Annotated in this window: 16 protein-coding genes; 14 read left to right on the forward strand and 2 right to left on the reverse strand. The window is 59.1% G+C overall.

Annotation, left to right across the window (positions count from 1 at the left end):
* The first annotated feature begins 36 nt into the window (after positions 1-36).
* From PH552_RS29760 to PH552_RS29785, 6 genes are all read left to right on the forward strand, one after another.
* Complete coding sequence (locus PH552_RS29760) at positions 37-843, forward strand: UDP-2,3-diacylglucosamine diphosphatase (protein ID WP_112340002.1); 807 nt, start codon at positions 37-39, stop codon at positions 841-843.
* A 166-nt stretch (positions 844-1,009) separates the two neighbouring features.
* Complete coding sequence (locus PH552_RS29765) at positions 1,010-2,227, forward strand: MFS transporter (protein WP_113251352.1); 1,218 nt, start codon at positions 1,010-1,012, stop codon at positions 2,225-2,227.
* Between the two features lie 156 nt (positions 2,228-2,383).
* The gene (locus tag PH552_RS29770) at positions 2,384-3,538 is read left to right on the forward strand and encodes an ABC transporter permease (RefSeq protein WP_210260629.1); all 1,155 of its coding nucleotides are present in this window, start codon (positions 2,384-2,386) and stop codon (positions 3,536-3,538) included.
* A 12-nt stretch (positions 3,539-3,550) separates the two neighbouring features.
* Complete coding sequence (locus tag PH552_RS29775; RefSeq protein ID WP_112339999.1) at positions 3,551-4,414, forward strand: ABC transporter ATP-binding protein; 864 nt, start codon at positions 3,551-3,553, stop codon at positions 4,412-4,414.
* Positions 4,415-4,423: 9 nt separating this feature from the next.
* Positions 4,424-5,794, forward strand: a complete 1,371-nt coding sequence (locus PH552_RS29780; protein ID WP_112339998.1) for an MlaD family protein — start codon at positions 4,424-4,426, stop codon at positions 5,792-5,794.
* 38 nt (positions 5,795-5,832) lie between these two features.
* Positions 5,833-6,447, forward strand: coding sequence for an ABC-type transport auxiliary lipoprotein family protein (locus tag PH552_RS29785; RefSeq protein ID WP_112339997.1), 615 nt, complete (start codon positions 5,833-5,835; stop codon positions 6,445-6,447).
* Between the two features lie 124 nt (positions 6,448-6,571).
* Here PH552_RS29785 and PH552_RS29790 read toward each other — a convergent pair whose 3' ends face one another.
* Positions 6,572-6,970, reverse strand: coding sequence for an SRPBCC family protein (locus tag PH552_RS29790; protein ID WP_112339996.1), 399 nt, complete (start codon positions 6,968-6,970; stop codon positions 6,572-6,574).
* A 273-nt stretch (positions 6,971-7,243) separates the two neighbouring features.
* Between PH552_RS29790 and gndA the strand changes: the two genes are divergently transcribed.
* A complete protein-coding gene (gene gndA / locus PH552_RS29795; protein WP_285166498.1) occupies positions 7,244-8,671 on the forward strand; it encodes an NADP-dependent phosphogluconate dehydrogenase in 1,428 nt (475 codons plus the stop codon).
* Between the two features lie 61 nt (positions 8,672-8,732).
* On the opposite strand, the gene PH552_RS29800 is transcribed toward gndA, so the two are convergent.
* A complete protein-coding gene (locus PH552_RS29800) occupies positions 8,733-9,764 on the reverse strand; it encodes a LacI family transcriptional regulator (RefSeq protein WP_112339994.1) in 1,032 nt (343 codons plus the stop codon).
* Between the two features lie 460 nt (positions 9,765-10,224).
* Between PH552_RS29800 and PH552_RS29805 the strand changes: the two genes are divergently transcribed.
* The 7 genes from PH552_RS29805 (at position 10,225) to PH552_RS29835 (ending at position 19,112) form a co-directional block, all read left to right on the forward strand.
* Complete coding sequence (locus PH552_RS29805) at positions 10,225-11,460, forward strand: ABC transporter substrate-binding protein (protein ID WP_112339993.1); 1,236 nt, start codon at positions 10,225-10,227, stop codon at positions 11,458-11,460.
* Between the two features lie 211 nt (positions 11,461-11,671).
* Positions 11,672-12,577 (forward strand): carbohydrate ABC transporter permease, encoded by a 906-nt coding sequence (locus PH552_RS29810; RefSeq protein ID WP_112339992.1) that lies wholly within the window; start codon positions 11,672-11,674, stop codon positions 12,575-12,577.
* 4 nt (positions 12,578-12,581) lie between these two features.
* Positions 12,582-13,511: a carbohydrate ABC transporter permease gene (locus tag PH552_RS29815; protein ID WP_245430230.1), complete on the forward strand. Its 930-nt coding sequence runs from the start codon at positions 12,582-12,584 to the stop codon at positions 13,509-13,511.
* A 3-nt stretch (positions 13,512-13,514) separates the two neighbouring features.
* Positions 13,515-14,606, forward strand: a complete 1,092-nt coding sequence (locus tag PH552_RS29820; RefSeq protein ID WP_112339990.1) for an ABC transporter ATP-binding protein — start codon at positions 13,515-13,517, stop codon at positions 14,604-14,606.
* 57 nt (positions 14,607-14,663) lie between these two features.
* On the forward strand, positions 14,664-17,126 hold the full coding sequence (locus PH552_RS29825) for a beta-mannosidase (RefSeq protein WP_112339989.1): 2,463 nt from the start codon (positions 14,664-14,666) through the stop codon (positions 17,124-17,126).
* Positions 17,127-17,205: 79 nt separating this feature from the next.
* The gene (locus PH552_RS29830; RefSeq protein ID WP_112339988.1) at positions 17,206-17,967 is read left to right on the forward strand and encodes a sugar phosphate isomerase/epimerase family protein; all 762 of its coding nucleotides are present in this window, start codon (positions 17,206-17,208) and stop codon (positions 17,965-17,967) included.
* 11 nt (positions 17,968-17,978) lie between these two features.
* The gene (locus PH552_RS29835; RefSeq protein WP_112339987.1) at positions 17,979-19,112 is read left to right on the forward strand and encodes a Gfo/Idh/MocA family protein; all 1,134 of its coding nucleotides are present in this window, start codon (positions 17,979-17,981) and stop codon (positions 19,110-19,112) included.
* Positions 19,113-19,174: the final 62 nt, after the last annotated feature.

Raw genomic sequence — 19,174 nt, forward strand, 5'->3', positions numbered from 1 at the left:
GATAGGGCACGGACGTTAAAGTTCGTGAATGAAAACATGGACACCCGGCGATTCCGAACGCTGTTCATTTCTGACGTGCACCTGGGCTCGAAGGCCGCCAAGGCGGACTACCTGCTCGACTTCCTCCGTCACCACGAGGCCGATACCATCTTCCTGGTCGGCGACATCGTCGACGGCTGGCGCCTCAAGCGCAACTGGTACTGGCCGCAGGATTGTAACGATGTCGTGCAAAAGCTCCTGCGCAAGGCGCGCAAGGGCACGCGGATCGTCTACATTCCCGGCAATCACGACGAATTCCTGCGTGATTTCCCGGGCATGCATTTCGGCGGCATCGAGGTGGCGCAGCGCGCCATGCATGAAACGGCCGATGGCAAGAAGTATCTCATCCTGCATGGCGACGAATTCGACGTCGTCGTGCGCAATGCCCGCCTGCTCGCCTATCTCGGCGACTGGGCCTATGACATGGCCATCCTGATCAATGTCGGTCTTGCCGCGGTCCGCCGTCGCCTGAACATGCCTTACTGGTCGTTCTCGGCCTGGGCGAAGCTGCAGGTCAAGCATGCCGTCAACTTCATCGGCGAGTTCCAGCGTGTCGTCGCCGAGGAAGCCAAGCGCAACGATGCCGATGGCGTCATCTGCGGTCATATCCACCATGCCGTCATCGAGGATCTCGACGGCGTGCGCTATATCAATACCGGCGACTGGGTGGAAAGCTGCACGGCGATCGCGGAGCATGAGGACGGCACGTTCGAACTCATCACCTGGCGAAGCATTCTCGATACGCAGCCGGTCGGTTCGCCAGTCGAGGAAATGCCACAGTCGCTCGGTGCCCAGGCGGCCTGATCCACATCTTTTCACGGGCTTGATAATGGCCTGTCATAATTATTGATCGTCGCGGAACCGCCAAAGCTTCGGATTTATCCGAAACGTTACGATTTTGGCCATTTCTCGCCGTAGTCGTACTCTCGATAGCATGATAGGGACAAATCAGTTCCCCTTCAGGTCTGTCATGATTCCCGCGATCAAATCCTTCCAGGGCGAGGGTGCGCCCCCATATTTCCGCCTGCGCACCGCCTTGTCCTATTGCGCGCCATTATTCGTGAACGGAATCGCCCTGCCGTTCTTTCCCGTCTGGCTGGCGGGGCTGAATTTCAGCGACCACGAGATCGGTCTCGTGATCGCGATCCCCATGGTCGTGCGCGTGCTGGTGACGCCTGTCATCGCCGTGCTTGCCGATCATATGACGGAACGTGCCGATGTGTTGCTGTGGTCCGGCGCCCTGTCGCTTCTGACGGCGATCGCGCTCTACTGGACCAGCGACTTCTGGCCGGTGCTCCTGGTCTATGGCATCCAGGGCGCAACCTATGCGCCATACGTGCCGGTGGTGGAATCGATCGCCATGTCGGGGGTGCGCCGCTGGGGCTTCGATTACGGCTCCATGCGCGTGTGGGGCTCGATCACATTCATCGTGTCGACTCTTCTCGGCGGTCAACTGATCGGCATGTGGGGCGGAGCGACCGTATTGCCTGTCATGGTGGCAGGTTTCATCCTGACGACTCTGATGGGCCTGTTTGCTCCGCGCATCGGGCCGACGCGCCGCCGCAACCAGCCGATCAATCTGCAACCGCCAATCGGAAACCTGCGTTCCCCACATTTGCTTGTCACCATGATCGGGGTATCGATACAGCAGTCGAGCCATGCGATGCTTTACACCTTCGCGTCGATCTATTGGCGCAAGCTGGGCTTTTCCGGTGCGGAGATCGCCGTTCTCTGGAGTATCGGCGTTGCGGCGGAGGTGATGGTCTTCTTCCTTTCGAAAAAGCTGAGCCGGCGGTTCAGCGCGTGGACGCTGATCTTTTTTGGCTCGACCATGTGCATCCTGCGCTGGATTCTGTTTCCGATGAATTTCGGTTTCCTGGGCTATTTCGTGCTGCAGTGCTTCCATTCCTGCACCTATGCCTGCGTTCATACCGGCATCCAGCGACGCATCGTCGCCTCGGTCCATGAAACGCAGGAATCATCGGCTCAGGGCGCTTATTATTTCTATAACGGTATGTTCCTCGGCCTGATGACGCTGGCGTCCGGCTATCTCTATGCGTGGCTGGACATTGAAAGCTATTATGTCATGGCCGGCATTGCCGCTTTCGGCCTGGGCATGGTCATTTTCGCCTATGGGCTGCAGACCCGAAAGACGGCGATAGGCGGAGGCGCTCACGGCGTGTCCTAACGCGGTGCAACAAATTCATTTGGATATCAAAAAGCCGTGACATATGTTGGCGCCGGCGCGAGATGGAAATTCCCTGCCTAGTCGGTGTATTAAACATCGACCATGCAGGCTCTCTGAGTCGGCGCATGTTGTGCCAGATTTGAAAGACGCGTGAATTTGAAAGCGGCCGAACAAAAGTCCGATGCACCGAGAATCGATGATGCGCCCGAGGGTGCGGGTCATCGCTATCGGCTGGAAGGCAATTGGCGCAGCGCCAATGTGCATGGCGTACTGCGGCAGATCGAGCAGCTGTCGAAGCGCAGTTCCGGCGGCGAGGTCGTGATCGACGTTTCCGGTCTTTCGGATGTCGATACGGCGGGTGCGCTGCTGATCCGCCGGCTCAAGGAAAGCCAGGAAGCACATAAAGCCCACGTCACCATCGAAGGCTCCAATCCGCATATCGACGAATTGTTGACGGCATTCGATGAAGATCCCGACGCGGAAACCGGAGAGCCGAAACCGAAGACATCCTTGGCGGAGCGGATTCTCGCGCCCATCGGCAAGAGCGTCTATGAGATCTGGGGCAATCTTATCGCCGCCATGTATATATTGGGTTCGGCCGTGCGCGGCGCGCAGCTCAAATTCGGGCGCGGCAGCGGCGTTTCGCCGGCCTCGATCGTCAATCAGATCGATCACATGGCGGTGCGCGCTGTTCCGATCATTCTGCTGATGTCATCTTTGATCGGCGCCATCATCGCGCAGCAGGGCGCTTTCCAGCTGCGCTATTTCGGCGCCGAAGTCTTCGTCGTCGATCTGGTCGGCATCCTGCAATTGCGCGAAATCGGCGTGCTTTTGACCGCGATCATGATCGCCGGCCGTTCCGGCAGCGCGATCACCGCGGAAATCGGCTCGATGAAGATGCGGGAGGAAGTCGACGCGCTGAAGGTCATGGGTTTGAACCCTATCGGCGTGCTGATTTTCCCGCGGCTGGTGGCGCTGACCGTGGCCTTGCCCTTGCTGACGGTCATTGCCAACTTCGCTTCGCTTTTTGGCGCCGCGATGGTCGCCTGGGCCTATTCCGGCATCACCTTTGCGACCTTCATCTCGCGCCTGCACGAGGCCATCAGCCTGTCGACGGTCATTTCGGGCATGATCAAGGCGCCGTTCATGGCGCTTGTCATCGGCATCGTCGCGGCGGTGGAGGGATTGAAGGTCGGAGGCAGCGCCGAATCGCTTGGCCAGCATGTGACCTCGTCCGTGGTGAAGTCGATCTTCGTCGTCATCCTGATGGACGGGCTCTTTGCCATGTTCTACGCAGCAATCGACTTCTGAGGAATGGCAGGGATGAGCGCGCTTCACTCGGACATTCCGCTGCAGAAAGATGAGCATGGCCGCGATATCGTGCTGTCGGCGCGGGATGTCACCGTCGCTTTCGGATCGAAAGTCGTACTGGATAAATTGAACCTGAATATCTATCGCGGTGAGATCCTTGGTTTCGTCGGGGCTTCAGGCGCGGGCAAGTCGGTGCTGCTGCGCACGGTGCTGCGGCTGTTGCCGCGGCGCTCGGGCAAGATCGAGATCCTCGGTGAGGACTATGACACGCTCTCCGAGCCGGAGCGAAACCAGCTGGACATGCGGCTCGGCGTCCTTTTCCAGCAGGGTGCGCTGTTTTCGTCCCTGACGGTAAAGGAAAACATTCAGGTGCCGATGCGGGAATATCTGGACCTGCCGCAGGAGATGATGGACGAACTGGCGCTGATGAAGATCCGGATGGTGGGTCTTGCCGCCGATGCTGCCGACAAATATCCTTCCGAGCTTTCCGGCGGCATGATCAAGCGCGCAGCACTGGCGAGAGCGCTGGCGCTCGATCCCGACCTCGTTTTCCTCGATGAGCCGACATCCGGCCTCGATCCGATCGGTGCCAGCGAATTCGACGAGCTGATTGCCAGGCTGCGCGACACGCTCGGCCTGACCGTTTATATGGTGACTCACGACCTCGACAGCCTGTTTTCCGTCTGCGACCGTATTGCTGTCCTGGGACAGAAGCGGGTATTGGTGGAAGGTACGGTTGAGGACATGCTCGCCTGTGATGACCCCTGGGTGCAATCATACTTCAGGGGCAAGCGCGCACGTTCGATCGTGCCGCGGGAAGACATCAGGGGGCACAACGACGACAAGGGCGCAGTCGCCAACGGCCGCGAGAAGTGACTGGAGACAATGGAAACCAAAGCGAATTATACGATCGTCGGATTCTTCACGCTGCTGGTTATCGCGGCTGCCTTCGGTTTCGTCTACTGGATGGCCGAGTACGGCCGCGGCGGCCCGATGGTCGAGCTCGTGGTGCGCATTCCCGGCTCGGCAAACGGCTTGAGCGTCGGTTCGCCGGTCCGCTTCAACGGCATTCAGGTCGGCTCGGTGCAGGGGCTGTCGATTGACGCCGACGATCCCAATTATTCTCTGGCCTTCACCCAGGTACGCGCCGATGCGCCGGTCTATACCTCGACCAAGGCTATCCTGGAAATTCAGGGTCTGACGGGTGCTGCCTATATCGAGCTCTCCGGCGGGCGCAACGGCGACGAGAACATCCTGAAGCGTTCGGTCGATACCGGCAAGCGCGCGGTGCTGCTCGCCGATCAGTCGAGCGTGACGAACCTGCTGACGACGGCCGACAAGATCCTCAACCGTGCCAACGACACGATCGGCGACATCCAGGGCTTCGTTTCGGATTCGCGCGGACCTTTGACCGACACGGTGCGCAACGCGCAGAAATTCTCCAAGGCCATTGCCGACAATTCCGACAATATCGATAAGTTCCTGGCAAGCGTCGGACAATTGTCCGATACCTTCAGGACTGTCTCGGTCCGCGTCGACTCGACACTGGATGCGATCGAGAAGCTGGTGCGTGCAGTCGATGCCCAGAAGGTTAACGACGTCATTGCCAATGCCGACAAGATCACGGCGAACGTGGCGGATGCCACAACCGATCTGAAGGCGACCGTTGCCAGTTTCAAGGAGACGGCCGACACCTACAATGCTTTCGGCCAGAAGGCGCAGAAGACGCTTGAGCGCGTCGACCAGATCATTGCATCGATCGATCCGGCAAAGGTCAAGGGATCGGTCGATGACGTTGCCGAGGTGACGAAGCAGGCGCGCGCAGCCATCGCCTCTATCCGCGATGTCGCCAGCTCCGTTGCTTCCCACCAGCGGGATATCGATCAGACGATTGCCAATGCCCGCGATATCTCCACCAAGCTCAATACGGCATCCGGCAAGGTCGACGGCATTCTGACGAAGGTCGATTCCCTGCTCGGTAACGACAGCACCCAGTCGCTGTTTGTCCAGGCCAGGGAGACGCTCGAATCCTTCAAGAAGACGGCTGACAATCTCAACTCCCGCATCGGGCCGATCGCCGACAACCTGCAGAAGTTCTCAAGCGGTGGCCTGCGCGACGCACAGACCCTGATCAACGACATGCGGGGCACGGTTGACAATCTGAATACTACAATCACAAATTTCGACCGCAATCCGCAGCGACTGATCTTCGGCGGCGATACGGTCAAGACATATGATGGCCGCGCGCGGCATTGATGAATAGCGATATCTGATTTCCAGGGGATAAGCGGAATATGGTCGGTTGCGTGTCGAGTGAGCGTCATCAGGTGTGGAAAGCTGTGATCGTATTGCCGGTGCTCGCAGCCCTGCTCGGAGGCTGTGGAACAGCCTCGAATAATGACACCTACGATCTTTCCGCGTCGGTGAAGGCAAACGGGCCCTCGGTCAAGAACCGCCAGATCCTCATCCCGCCGCCGACGGCGCTGCAGGCACTGGACAGCAACCAGATCGTCATCCGCGTCTCGCCTTCGGAAATCCAGTATCTCGGAAAGTCGCAATGGAGCGACAAGCTGAGCAAGATGGTGCAGTCGAAGCTGGTGGAGGCCTTCGAGAATACCGGAAAGCTCGGCGGCGTCGGCGTGCCGGGGCAGGGCCTTGCGATCGACTATCAGATCGTCACCGACATCCGCTCCTTCGAGATCAACGCCTCCGGCGGCCATAAGACGGCGACGGTCGAAATCTCGGAAAAGATCCTGAACGACCGCACCGGTACGGTGAAGGCACAGAATGTCTTCCGCAAGGTCGTGCCGGTCAGCGGTGGCAGCAATCCGGATTTCGTCCGCGCGCTCGATGCAGCGTTTGCAGGCGTGGCCGGCGAGCTCGTCGATTGGACGTTGCGTTCGCTGTAAGGGCGCCCGGAGCAGTTCAGTTCTTCGCGGGATATCCGAGCTGCTCTATCCTTCCGTTTTTGCAAGTCCAGGGCTTTACGCAATTCCGGACGGAAAACCGCTGCGCACTTTTCCTGGAATTGCTTCAGCGCTCCATAAGCTCTTTCAACGTCTTCAGATCCCTCATTATGTGCGCGGCATCGGCTGCAAACTGGTCTTCGGTCATGCCGGGCAGCCGGAGCAGGGTGAACATGACCTCGCAGCCATCGCCATTCGGTACGACGCGCAGGGAATTGTGCACCTGCAGGCCGGATTCGAGCGTCACCCGATGGTCGATGACGCCGAAATCGTTGCGGGGCGAGAAGTGCACGCGGACAGTACCGAGCGTCCCTTCCGCGATCCAATCGTCTCCATCCTGCGTCAATCCAGATGCCAGGCCCGAGGCCCAGAAAGGCATGTTTTCCGGACGGCTGGCATAGCCGTAGACTTCCTTCCAGTTGCGATCGATGGAGATATGCACGATCTTCGCACTCATGGTCGACATGGTGTCTTCCTCCTCTATATCCCTCATGGGCTGACGATCGGTCATTGCAGCTTCGGGAAATGGATAAATCACGAATCCAGCAACATTCTTGCACAGTCCTGCAAAGGGGACGATTCATGGCTTGCGAAGGCTTGCCGTTTTCCGTCCGGAGTGCAACAACAACGCCGAACGTAGGGCCGTCGCAGGTCACGTCGAGGGCATTGCGTCATATCGGATGTTGATGCGTCTTCAGGATAGGGCCGGGCGCAGTCAAAGACTCATTGGAGGATTGTCGTGGAAAAGGCAGAAATCGGGCTGATCGGTCTCGCGGTAATGGGATCGAATCTGGCGCTCAACATTGCCGAAAAAGGCAATAAAATCGCCGTGTTCAACCGCACGCCGCAGGTAACGGATGAATTCTACGCGAATGCGGGCGCGCTCAAGGACAAGATCATTCCCTGCAAGACGATCGAGGAATTCGTCGAGGCAATCCGTCCGCCGCGGCCGATCATCATCATGATCAAGGCGGGCGAGCCGGTCGACCAGCAGATGGCGGCGCTGCAGCCCTATCTCGACAGGGGCGATATCATGATCGACGCCGGCAATGCCAATTTCCGCGATACGATCGCCCGTTTCGATCGCCTGAAGGATACTGGCCTGACCTTCATCGGCATGGGTGTATCCGGCGGCGAGGAAGGTGCGCGTCATGGCCCCTCCATCATGGTCGGCGGCACGGAAGATTCCTACAAGCGCGTCGAAAAGGTGCTGACGTCGATTGCCGCCAAATACAATGACGATCCATGCGTTGCATGGCTTGGCAATGACGGCGCCGGACATTTCGTCAAGACCATCCACAATGGCATCGAATATGCCGACATGCAGATGATCGCCGAAATCTACGGCACTCTGCGTGACGGCCTCGGTAAGAACGCCGCTGAAATCAGCTCGATCTTCGGCGACTGGAACAAGGGCCGCCTGAATTCCTACCTGATCGAGATCACCGAGAAGGTTCTGGCCGCCAAGGACCCGGCGACCGGCAGTGCCATGCCAGATGTCATTCTCGACAAAGCCGGCCAGAAGGGCACAGGCAAGTGGTCTGCCATCGAAGCGCAGAACATGGGCATTCCCGCGACCGCGATCGAGGCGGCCGTTGCGGCCCGCAGCCTGTCCGCGATCAAGAGCCAGCGTGAAGCTGCCGAGAAGATCTTCGGCACGCCGGATTACAAATTCCCGATCAGCTTTGGTCCGGACCTGCTGAAGGACCTCGAGCTTGCGCTGTTTGCAGCCAAGATCGGCGCCTATGCACAGGGCTTTGCCGTCATGGCGGAGGCCTCGAAGGAATTCAACTGGTCGCTGCCAATGCCTGTGATCGCCAAGATCTGGCGCGCCGGCTGCATCATCCGTTCGCAGTTCCTCGACGAAATCACCAGCGCCTTCACCAAGACCCCGGATGCGGCGAACCTGATCGTCACGCCGGCCTTTGCCGAGATGGTCAAGGAATCGATCCCGTCGCTGCGCCGCATCGTTTCGGCTGCGACCGCTGCCGGCCTTCCGGTTCCAGCCCTTGCATCGGCGCTGACCTATTTCGACGCCTATCGCCAGGCTCGCGGCACCGCCAACCTGATCCAGGCGCAGCGCGACTTTTTCGGCGCGCATGGTTTCGACCGAGTCGATGGGAAGGATATTCATCACGGCCCGTGGGGCAGCGGCGCCAACGGCTAAAAGAAATCCCAGGATCTGAAACAAAGAGGCCCGCTCGAGACATCCGGCGGGCCTTTCGTTGTCAGCTCTTCGGCCAGACGGGTGGGCTGATGCTCTGCAGCAGTTCCGGCTCCACGCCGTCGATACGGGCGATGACGGCTTTGGCGAGTTCCCGGCCGGCATGGCGGAAATCTTCCGACACTGTGATGATCTCGGGCCTGATCCAGCTCAGGACATCGGCCGATTGCTTGGAGACCATGTCGATGTCGCGGCCGAGACGGAAGCCTGCCGCCTCGATGCCGGCATTGACGGCGATAGCACCGCCGCTGCTGGAACAGATGATCCCATCGGGCGCATGCGGAGAGCGCATCAGTGCTTCGGTCGCGTCCTTGATATCGGCAAGCGCATTGTCGGTGGATATCCTGAGCGGAATCTCCTCGGCACCATATTGATGCAGGCCGGTCTGGAAGCCGATGCGGGTATGCGAATAGTAGGTGAGCTTGCTCGATGGCTGCAGCAGGGCCAGGCGACGCCGCCCTCTTGCAGCCAGTGCACGGACGGCCTCGTGCGCGAAGGCCTCGTTGTCGAAGTCGTGGAAGGGATGGATGATGCCCATATCCGTCCGCCCGTGCGTGGCGAAAGGCATGTTGCGATCATGCATCAGCTCGACGCGCGGATCGTCCGGCTCTGTACGCGATATGATGACACCATCGGCGGAGCCGGTGTCGAGGATGTAGCGCACCGGCACCAGCGGATCCTTGCTATGCGAGTGCGGCGTGATGACCAGGTGATATTGCGTGCCGGCAAGGACCTCGGAAATGCCGAAGACCATGTGGCTGGTAAAGCCCATGATTTCTTCGTCGATGCTCAGCACCAGCGCGATGACATTGGTCTTGCCCGTTCTGAGGCGCACGCCGGCCCGGTTCGGCTGATAACCCAGTTGGCGGGCGACCATACGCACGCGTTCCTTGGTCTCGGCACCGATATCGGGAGCATCCTTCAGCGCGCGTGAAACAGTGGTAATTCCAAGCCCCGTCATGAAGGCGATCGTTTTCAGTGTTGGCCGCTCCGGCCCAGACTGCGTGCCGCCGCCTGAAGTTCTCTTATTGTCCATTCCGTTCAAGCCCGCCTCCCGGCCGCCTCCCGCGGCCAATCCGCTTATATTGCCCAGGCCTGCATCGCAAGCACGGGCGAAACGCGGCGCCTCCTCGCTCTGAATAGAAACTGTAACGATACAGTACGAATGTCGAGCACTATTTTGGATGCGTCCTTCGATAATATTTCCAGCGGTTGTATTCGAACCTGCGAACGGATCGGGTTTCATTCGTAGCATAGGACGAGGGGGCGGTTACAGATTCCTACAATTATATTGTTTTATAATCAGATAGTTACGTGGAAAGGCCCTTGAGTCTGCCTGTTGAAAAGTCAATGCGTTCGGCCTAATTTTGTAGACGAAAATTTAGCCACAGGTTGTATAATCGTCCATTATCGAAAAAATCTCGAGTTGGCGGTTGCGCAGCGAAAATGATTCGACTACGTTTTTCCGGCAACGTTTCAGTGAGGGAGGAGAACTCATGAATATTCGTTTGATAGCTGCTGCGCTGGCTGCTTCCGTCGTATTGCCACTTGGTGCGGCCAAGGCGACCGACCTGGAGGTAACCCATTGGTGGACTTCGGGCGGTGAAGCAGCCGCCGTGGCCGAGTTGGCAAAGGCTTTCGACGCAACTGGCAATCATTGGGTCGATGGCGCGATCGCCGGCTCCGGCGGTACTGCGCGTCCGATCATGATCAGCCGTATCACCGGCGGTGATCCGATGGGCGCCACTCAATTCAACCACGGACGTCAGGCCGAGGAACTGGTGCAGGCGGGCCTCATGCGCGACCTGACCGATGTCGCGACGCAGGAACACTGGAAGGATATCGTTCGTCCATCCAGCTTGCTCGATTCCTGCACGATCGACGGCAAGATCTATTGCGCACCGGTCAATATTCATTCCTGGCAGTGGCTCTGGCTTTCGAATGCAGCCTTCAAGAAGGCCGGCGTCGCGGTTCCAAAGAACTGGGACGAGTTCGTTGCCGCCGCTCCTGCGCTGGAAAAGGCAGGCATCGTTCCGCTCGCTGTCGGCGGTCAGCCATGGCAGGCGGCAGGCGCCTTCGACGTCCTGATGGTCGCCATCGCCGGCAAGGATACCTTCGAGAAAGTGTTCAAGGACAAGGATGCGAAAGTAGCTGCTGGGCCGGAGATCGCCAAGGTCTTCAAGGCTGCAGACGACGCCCGCAAGATGTCGAAGGGCTCCAACGTTCAGGATTGGAACCAGGCCACGAATTTGGTCATCACCGGCAAGGCCGGCGGCCAGATCATGGGGGACTGGGCGCAGGGTGAGTTCGCCTTGGCAGGCCAGAAGGCAGGCACGGACTATACCTGCCTTCCGGGTCTCGGTGTCAATGAAGTCATCTCCACAGGCGGCGACGCATTCTACTTCCCGCTGCTGAAGGATGAGGCCAAGTCGAAGGCTCAGGAAGCTCTCGCCAAGACGCTTCTCGATCCGAAGACCCAGGTTGCCTTCAACCTGAAGAAGGGTTCGCTGCCGGTGCGCGGCGACGTGGACCTCACAGCAGCCAACGACTGCATGAAGAAGGGCCTGGAGATCCTGAAGAAGGGTAATGTGATCCAGGGTACGGACCAGCTTCTCTCTGCCGACAGCCAGAAGCAGAAAGAGGATCTGTTCTCCGAGTTCTTCGCCAATCCTTCGATGACGCCGGAAGCCGCCCAGAAGCGCTTCGTCGAGATCATCACCGCTGCTGATTGATCTCTATCTTCTCGCTGTAGGATACCGGCCTCGCGCTGCGGGTCGGTATCATGGCCGGGACACGTTCTGTGACCCGGCCGGCTACGGCGCCTCAGGCGACCGGCCCATAGAGATGTGACGTTGGCCGTGAATGAGGAGAGAGCGACAGGAGCCGGGCCATGATCCCAGAGTTCCTGATCGTCGAAGCAATAGCGCTTTAGAAGGAGCTACAATGACGGGTCATGCGAAAGCCGGCCGGCCAAATCAACTACTGCGCAATCTCAATTCGAAGATTGCATCCATTCCAATGATCCTGACGGCCGTCGTCATCTTCCTGGGCGGCACAATCTGGACCGTGGTATATTCCTTCACTAATTCAAAGCTGCTGCCACGTCTCAGCTTCGTCGGGCTGGACCAATACCATCGTTTGTGGGCAGCGCCGCGCTGGGTCGTGTCCATCGAAAACCTTGCCGTTTACGGCATTCTTTCCATGATATTCAGTCTCGTCATCGGCTTCGTGCTGGCCGCGCTGATGGACCAGAAGATCCGGTTCGAAAACACGTTCCGTACGATTTTCCTCTATCCTTTCGCCCTCTCTTTCATCGTCACCGGCCTCGTATGGCAGTGGCTGCTCAACCCCGAATTCGGCATTCAGTCCGTGGTGCGTTCGCTCGGTTGGACGACCTTTACTTTCGATCCGCTCTATACGCCAAGCATCGTCATCTATGGCGTGCTGATCGCTGCACTCTGGCAGGGAACGGGCCTGGTGATGTGCCTGATGCTCGCCGGCCTTCGCGGCATCGACGAGGACATCTGGAAAGCAGCGCGTGTGGATGGGATACCCATGTGGAAGACCTATCTGTTCGTTATCATTCCGATGATGCGCCCCGTTTTCATCACAACTCTGGTCATCATCGCCAGCGGTATCGTCAAGGTCTATGACCTCGTCGTCGCGCAAACGAGCGGCGGGCCCGGCATCGCTTCGGAAGTCCCGGCAAAATACGTCTACGATTACATGTTCCAGGCGCAGAACCTCGGTCAGGGATTTGCAGCTTCCACCATGATGCTGGTCACTGTGGCGATCGTCGTCATCCCCTGGGCTTACCTGGAATTCGGCGGAGGGCGCAAACGTGTCTGATACCATTACTCTCAAGAATGCGAACGGCGGTGCTGCCTTGACGGACAAGACGCTCTCCGGACCGAGCGGCCGCAAGCCGCGCCGGGTGATTTCCGGCCGTAACATCATGCTCTACGGCACGCTCTTCGTTGCCGCGACCTATTACCTGTTGCCGCTGTATGTGATGATCGTCACCTCCCTGAAGGGAATGCCGGAAATCCGGCTTGGCAACATATTCTCGCCGCCGCTCGAGATCACATTCGAACCATGGGTGAAAGCCTGGGCAACGGCTTGCACCGGTCTCAATTGCGACGGTCTTTCCCGCGGCTTCTGGAATTCCGTACGCATCACAGTGCCGTCCACCATCCTTTCGATCGCGATTGCTTCGGTCAACGGTTATGCGCTCGCCAACTGGCGGTTCAAGGGCGCGGATTTCTTCTTCTCGATCCTCATCATCGGCGCGTTCATCCCCTATCAGGTGATGATCTATCCGATCGTCATCGTGCTGCGCGAAATCGGGATCTACGGGACGCTCAGCGGTCTTATCCTGGTGCACAGCATCTTCGGCATGCCGATCTTGACCTTGCTGTTCCGCAACTATTTCGCGTCGCTTCCTGCGGAGCTCTTCAAGGCTGCGCGCATCGATGGCGCCGGCTTCTGGCAGATTTTCCTGCGCATCATGCTGCCCATGTCGCTGCCGATCTTTGTCGTCGCCATGATCCTGCAGATTACGGGCATCTGGAACGACTTCCTGTTCGGCGTCGTCTTCACCAGGCCGGAATATTATCCGATGACCGTCCAGCTCAACAATATCGTCAATTCCGTCCAGGGCGTGAAGGAATACAACGTCAACATGGCGGCAACGATCCTGACGGGTCTGGTTCCGCTTATCGTCTATTTCGTCTCCGGACGGCTTTTCGTTCGGGGCATCGCCGCCGGCGCAGTGAAGGGGTGATCCATGAACAGCAGCGTTTCCATCAAAGACCTGTCGCTCGATTTCGGCTCGGTCACCGTTCTGAAGAACCTCAATCTCGAGATCAATGACGGCGAATTCCTGGTGCTCCTGGGGTCGTCGGGCTGTGGCAAGTCGACCTTGCTCAATTGCATCGCCGGCCTGCTCGACATCACCGAGGGGCAGATATTCATCAAGAACAAGAACGTCACCTGGGAAGAGCCGAAGGATCGTGGCATCGGCATGGTGTTCCAGTCCTATGCCCTCTATCCGCAGATGACGGTCGAAAAGAACCTGTCCTTCGGCCTGCGCGTTGCCAAGGTGCCGCAGGATGAGATCAACAAGCGCATCGCGCGTGCCGCCGAGATCCTTCAGATCCAGCCGCTATTGAAGCGCAAGCCGGCCGAGCTTTCGGGCGGCCAGCGTCAGCGCGTCGCGATCGGCCGGGCCCTGGTGCGCGATGTCGACGTCTTCCTTTTCGACGAGCCGCTGTCGAACCTCGATGCCAAGCTGCGTTCGGAGCTGCGCGTCGAAATCAAGCGGCTGCATCAGTCGCTGAAGAACACGATGATCTATGTCACCCATGACCAGATCGAGGCGCTGACGCTCGCCGACCGCATCGCGATCATGAAGAACGGCGTCATCATGCAGCTCGATGATCCCACGACGATCTATAATGAACCGCGCAATCTCTTCGTGGCCGGTTTCATCGGATCGCCATCGATGAACTTCCTCAAGGGCGAGCTGGTCAATCGCGAAGGCAAGGTTGTGTTCGCGACCAATGACGTGCTGTTTTCTCTCGATGGCTATAAGGCTGGCGAGGCGTTGCAGACTGGCCGCAAGGTCGTGCTGGGCGTCCGTCCCGAGCACATCAAGGTCAATGAAGAGGCCGCGGCCGGCGCCGAGATCCACGATGCCACCGTCGATATCGAGGAGCCGATGGGTGCCGACAACCTTCTGTGGCTGAAGCATGCCGGCCATACGATGTCGGTTCGCGTGAACGGCGCCAGGCGCTTTGGCCCCGGTTCGGCCGTAAAGCTCGGCTTTGACATGTCTCTCGCATCGCTCTTTGATGCGCAGACGGAGCTCAGAATCTGATCACATGCAAGGAGGTGGCCTTGCCGCCTCCGTCTTACAGCGGTCCGAGGAGGTCCGATGTCGTCTTCGCTCAATGATAACTTCACCGTCGATCTGGCCGGATCCTGGAGATTGACCTCTCCCGACAGCGATCATTCGCTTGCCATGTCGCTGCCCGGTGACGTCCACACGGCCCTACATGCGGAAGGGCTTATTCCCGATCCCTATTTCGGCCGCAACGAAGAGGTCGTGCAGTGGGTCGCCCAGCAGGATTGGGAGCTGACACGCAGCTTCACGCTGGATGACGCGGGCGGCGACTGGTATCTCGATATCGATTATCTCGACACCGTCGCCAGCGTCTATGTCAACGATACGCTGGTGCTGGAGGCCGATAATTGCTTCCAGCGTTATCGTCCCGATGTCTCGAAGGCGCTGAGGGCGGGTGAGAACACCATTCGCATCGTCCTGCATTCGAGTATCGCTGCCGGAGCCGCCCTGCAGGCGAAGCAGCCCTTCTACATTCCCTACAGCACCGGTAATTCGCCGATCCCGAACGGCAACATGCTGCGCAAGCCGCAGTGCCATTTCGGCTGGGACTGGAACATCGCGATTGCGCCGCTCGGCCTTTACGGCACCATTGCACTGAAAAAGCTCGAGATCGCCCGTATCGAGAATGTCGTCACGCAACAGATCCATAATGACGACGGCTCCGTCGATCTCAAGGTGACGGTGGCGCTATTTGCCAAGGGAACGGGGATTGCGCAACTCTATTTCTCGCTCGGCGACGAGCGCGTGCGCCTCGACGTCGGCGTCAATGCCGGCGAAACCTCAATCACCCACTTCTTCCATGTCGACAAGCCGAGGCTCTGGTGGCCGGCCGGCAATGGCGAACAGGCGCTCTATACGCTTTCGGTGGAAACCAATTTCGAAACCGTCACCCGCCAGATCGGCCTGCGCACGGTGGAGTTGATCACTACGGAGGATGAAGCGGGCAGCCGTTTTGCCTTGAAGGTCAATGGCCGCGAGATCTTTGCCCGTGGGGCAAACTGGATTCCGGCTGACGCACTGTTTTCCCGCTCCAACCCGGCCGCGACCGAGGATCTGCTGCAATCCGCCGTCGATGCCAATATGAATGCGATCCGCGTCTGGGGCGGCGGCTTCTACGAGCATGACTGGTTCTATGATACTTGCGACCGACTGGGGTTGATGGTGTGGCAGGATTTCATGTTCGCCTGCAATCTCTACCCGTCGACGGGTGATTTCCTTGAGAATGTCGAGGAGGAGGTTGGCTATCAGGTTCGCCGGCTTGCGACGCATCCCTCCATCGTTCTCTGGTGTGGTGATAATGAGTTGGTGGGCGCGCTCACCTGGTTCGAGGAGTCCCGCAAAGATCGGGATCGCTATCTCGTCTCCTACGATCGCCTGAACAGGACGATCGAGACGGCAATGAAGAAGGCCCTGCCGGATGCGATCTGGTGGCCGTCGAGCCCGGCTTCGGGTTATCTCAATTTCGGCGACGCCTGGCATGCCGATGGCTCCGGCGACATGCATTATTGGTCGGTCTGGCACGAGAACAAATCCTTCGACAATTATCGCTCCGTGCGGCCGCGATTCTGCTCGGAATTCGGCTTCCAGTCCTACACCTCACTGCCCGTCATCAAGACCTATGCCGAGGCGAAGGATATGAATATCGCCTCTCCGGTCATGGAGCTGCACCAGAAGAACGCCGGCGGCAACGAGCGGATTGCCGGCACGATGTTCCGCTATTTTCGCTTCCCGAAGGATTTCCCGAATTTCGTCTATCTGAGCCAGGTCCAGCAGGGCCTCGCCATCAAGACGGCGGTGGAATATTGGCGGTCGCTGAAGCCGCATTGCATGGGTACGATCTACTGGCAGCTCAACGACACCTGGCCTGTCGCTTCGTGGTCCAGCTTGGATTACGGCGGCCGATGGAAGGTGATGCACTATCTGGTGCGGCGCTTCTTCCAGCACGTATCCGTCGCGGCAATTCCCTCCGAAGACAACAAGACGATCCGCTTTTCTCTGGTCAACGATACCAATGCCGACATCATGGCCGATATTTCGGTATCGCTGCTGAAGCTCGACGGCGAGCGTGTGCCGCTGACGACGGCGCATGCCGTCTGCACGCCGGATGCTGCCGTCACGGCATTATCGATCGACGCGGATCAAGTGCCGGCGGATTGCCTGCTGGCGTGGCGCTTCACCGCATCGAACGGCATGGGCGGCGAGGGGCACTATGTCCACGGCACCTATAAGGCGCTCGAGCTTCAGCCTGCCGGGCTGACGGTGCTGCGGGAGGAGAAAGAGGAAAACGGGACAGTGGAACTCACTGTCACCGCCAAGGGACTTGCGCTGTTCGTGATGATCGAGAGCGAGGCGGAAGGGCGTTATTCCGACAACGCCTTCGATCTTGCCGCCGGCGAAAGCCGCCGCGTCGTGTTCACGCCAGCCAAGCCGCTCGCAAGCGGCGTGCCCGAATTCCGCATCTACGATTTGCAATCCAGCCAGTCGGTGGATTGAGCCATCGCGTCGCAGTGGCGGCGCTTTCGGGGCCCCAAGCCCCAAGATAGACGGCCCGAAGGCCATTGGAGGACTATTGATGACGAAACTTGGATTTCAGATTTACAGCGCCCGCAATTTCCAGCCCTATTCGGAGATCTTCGTCAAGCTCGGCAAGGCCGGCTACGCCGAAGTTGAAGGCTTCGGCGGCATCTATGCCGATCTCGATGAGGCGGGCCTCAAGAACCTGCGCGCCGAACTCGACAAGAACGGCCTGCGGATGGCAAGCGGCCATTTCAGCCCGGATTTCCTTGGCGGCGAAGTGCAGAAGTCGCTGACCATTGCCAAGACGCTCGGCATGGATTCGATCTATGCGCCGCATATCGCTGCTGATCAGCGCCCGAAGGATGCCGCCGGCTGGCGCGCCTTCGGCAAGCGCCTGCATGAAATGAGCAAGCCCTACAAGGATGCGGGCTTCGAATTCGGCTGGCACAACCACGACTTCGAATTCGTCAAGCAGGCCGACGGTTCGCTGCCGATCGAACAGATCTTCGAAGGCGCTCCGGATATTTCCTGGGAAGCCGATATTGCTTGGGTCATCCGTGGCGGCGGCGATCCCTTCGCCTGGATCGAAAAGCTCGGTCCGCGCATCACCGCCGTTCACGTCAAGGACATTGCGCCGGCGGGCGAGAACAAGAATGAAGACGGCTGGGCCGATGTCGGACACGGCACTGTTCCATGGGCAAGGCTGCTCAAGGCGCTCGCCGGCACCAGGGCCAAGCACTTCGTCGTCGAACATGACAATCCGAGCGATGTCGATCGCCTGATCACGCGCTCCATCGCATCCTTCAAGAGCTTTTGAGGCATTTCCACATGGCTAAGGAACTTGGCGTCGGCATCATCGGATGCGGCAACATCTCAACGACCTATTTCTCGCTCTCGCCGCTCTTCAAGGGCCTGAAGGTGCTGGCCTGCGCGGATATCAACATGGATGCGGCGCGTTTGCGCGCCGAGGAATACAAGGTCAAGGCCCAGACCATCGACGAACTGCTCGCCAATGACGAGCTCGACGTCATCGTCAACCTGACCATCCCGGATGCGCATTTCCCCGTTTCCAAGCGCATCCTCGAAGCCGGCAAGCATGTCTATTCCGAAAAGCCGCTCGTGCTGACGCTGGAGCAGGGCGAGGAGCTGCGCCGCATCGCCAAAGAGAAGGGGCTGGCAGTCGGCTGCGCTCCCGATACCTTCCTCGGCGGTGCGCATCAGCTCGCCCGCAAATTCATCGACGACGGCGGCATCGGCCGTGTCACTTCGGGCGCATGCTATGTCATGAGCCCAGGCATGGAAATGTGGCATCCGAACCCGGACTTCTTCTTCCTGCCCGGCGGCGGCCCGATCCTCGATCTCGGCCCTTACTATATCGCCAATCTGATCAACTTGATCGGCCCGGTGAAGCGCGTTGGTGCGATGACCTCCATGGCATCGCCGACCCGCACCATTACCAGCCAGCCGCGTCATGGCGAGATCATTCCGGTTAAGACCCCAACGACGATCCAGGCGCTGCTGGAATTCGTCAGTGGCGCCCGGATCACGCTGACGGCGAGCTGGGATGTGTGGTCGCACCGCCATGCCAATATGGAGCTCTACGGCACCGAGGGCTCGCTCTACGTGCCCGATCCGAACTTCTTCGGCGGCACCGTCGAGGCGAGCGGCCGAGACAAGGACATCAAGCCGCTGGAAAATTGGGCGCATCCTTTCGGTATCGCCAATCAGGAAAGCCCGAGCGGTCCGCGCGCCAACTATCGCACGGCCGGCCTCGCCGATCTTGCTGCCTCGCTGATCGACGGACGTGATGCCCGTTGCTCGCTCGATCGCACGCTGCATGGCGTCGATGTCATGACATCGATCCTGAAGTCGGGCGAAGAGGGCCGTTTCATCGATCTCAGCACGACCTGCACGCAGCCGGCAGCGCTTGGCATCGAAGAGGCTCAGGCGCTCTTGAAGTAGGCGCTGGAAGAGCTAGTTTGCGCGCGGGTGACCAACCCCGCGCGCTTTTTCATCTCGAAGGA

Origin of the sequence: Rhizobium aureum (assembly GCF_030182495.1) — a bacterium.
Taxonomy (GTDB): Bacteria; Pseudomonadota; Alphaproteobacteria; order Rhizobiales; family Rhizobiaceae; genus Rhizobium; species Rhizobium tropici_C.

Excerpts from the sequence above, each read along its gene's own strand:
- PH552_RS29780 (WP_112339998.1), top strand. The coding sequence starts at position 4,424 with ATGGAAACCAAAGCGAATTATACGATCGTCGGATTCTTCACGCTGCTG.
- PH552_RS29775 (WP_112339999.1), top strand. The coding sequence starts at position 3,551 with ATGAGCGCGCTTCACTCGGACATTCCGCTGCAGAAAGATGAGCATGGC.
- PH552_RS29810 (WP_112339992.1), top strand. The coding sequence starts at position 11,672 with ATGACGGGTCATGCGAAAGCCGGCCGGCCAAATCAACTACTGCGCAAT.
- PH552_RS29785 (WP_112339997.1), top strand. The coding sequence starts at position 5,833 with ATGGTCGGTTGCGTGTCGAGTGAGCGTCATCAGGTGTGGAAAGCTGTG.
- PH552_RS29835 (WP_112339987.1), top strand. The coding sequence starts at position 17,979 with ATGGCTAAGGAACTTGGCGTCGGCATCATCGGATGCGGCAACATCTCA.
- PH552_RS29825 (WP_112339989.1), top strand. The coding sequence starts at position 14,664 with ATGTCGTCTTCGCTCAATGATAACTTCACCGTCGATCTGGCCGGATCC.
- PH552_RS29800 (WP_112339994.1), bottom strand. The coding sequence starts at position 9,764 with ATGGACAATAAGAGAACTTCAGGCGGCGGCACGCAGTCTGGGCCGGAG.
- PH552_RS29820 (WP_112339990.1), top strand. The coding sequence starts at position 13,515 with ATGAACAGCAGCGTTTCCATCAAAGACCTGTCGCTCGATTTCGGCTCG.
- PH552_RS29760 (WP_112340002.1), top strand. The coding sequence starts at position 37 with ATGGACACCCGGCGATTCCGAACGCTGTTCATTTCTGACGTGCACCTG.
- PH552_RS29765 (WP_113251352.1), top strand. The coding sequence starts at position 1,010 with ATGATTCCCGCGATCAAATCCTTCCAGGGCGAGGGTGCGCCCCCATAT.
- PH552_RS29830 (WP_112339988.1), top strand. The coding sequence starts at position 17,206 with ATGACGAAACTTGGATTTCAGATTTACAGCGCCCGCAATTTCCAGCCC.
- PH552_RS29805 (WP_112339993.1), top strand. The coding sequence starts at position 10,225 with ATGAATATTCGTTTGATAGCTGCTGCGCTGGCTGCTTCCGTCGTATTG.
- PH552_RS29790 (WP_112339996.1), bottom strand. The coding sequence starts at position 6,970 with ATGTCGACCATGAGTGCGAAGATCGTGCATATCTCCATCGATCGCAAC.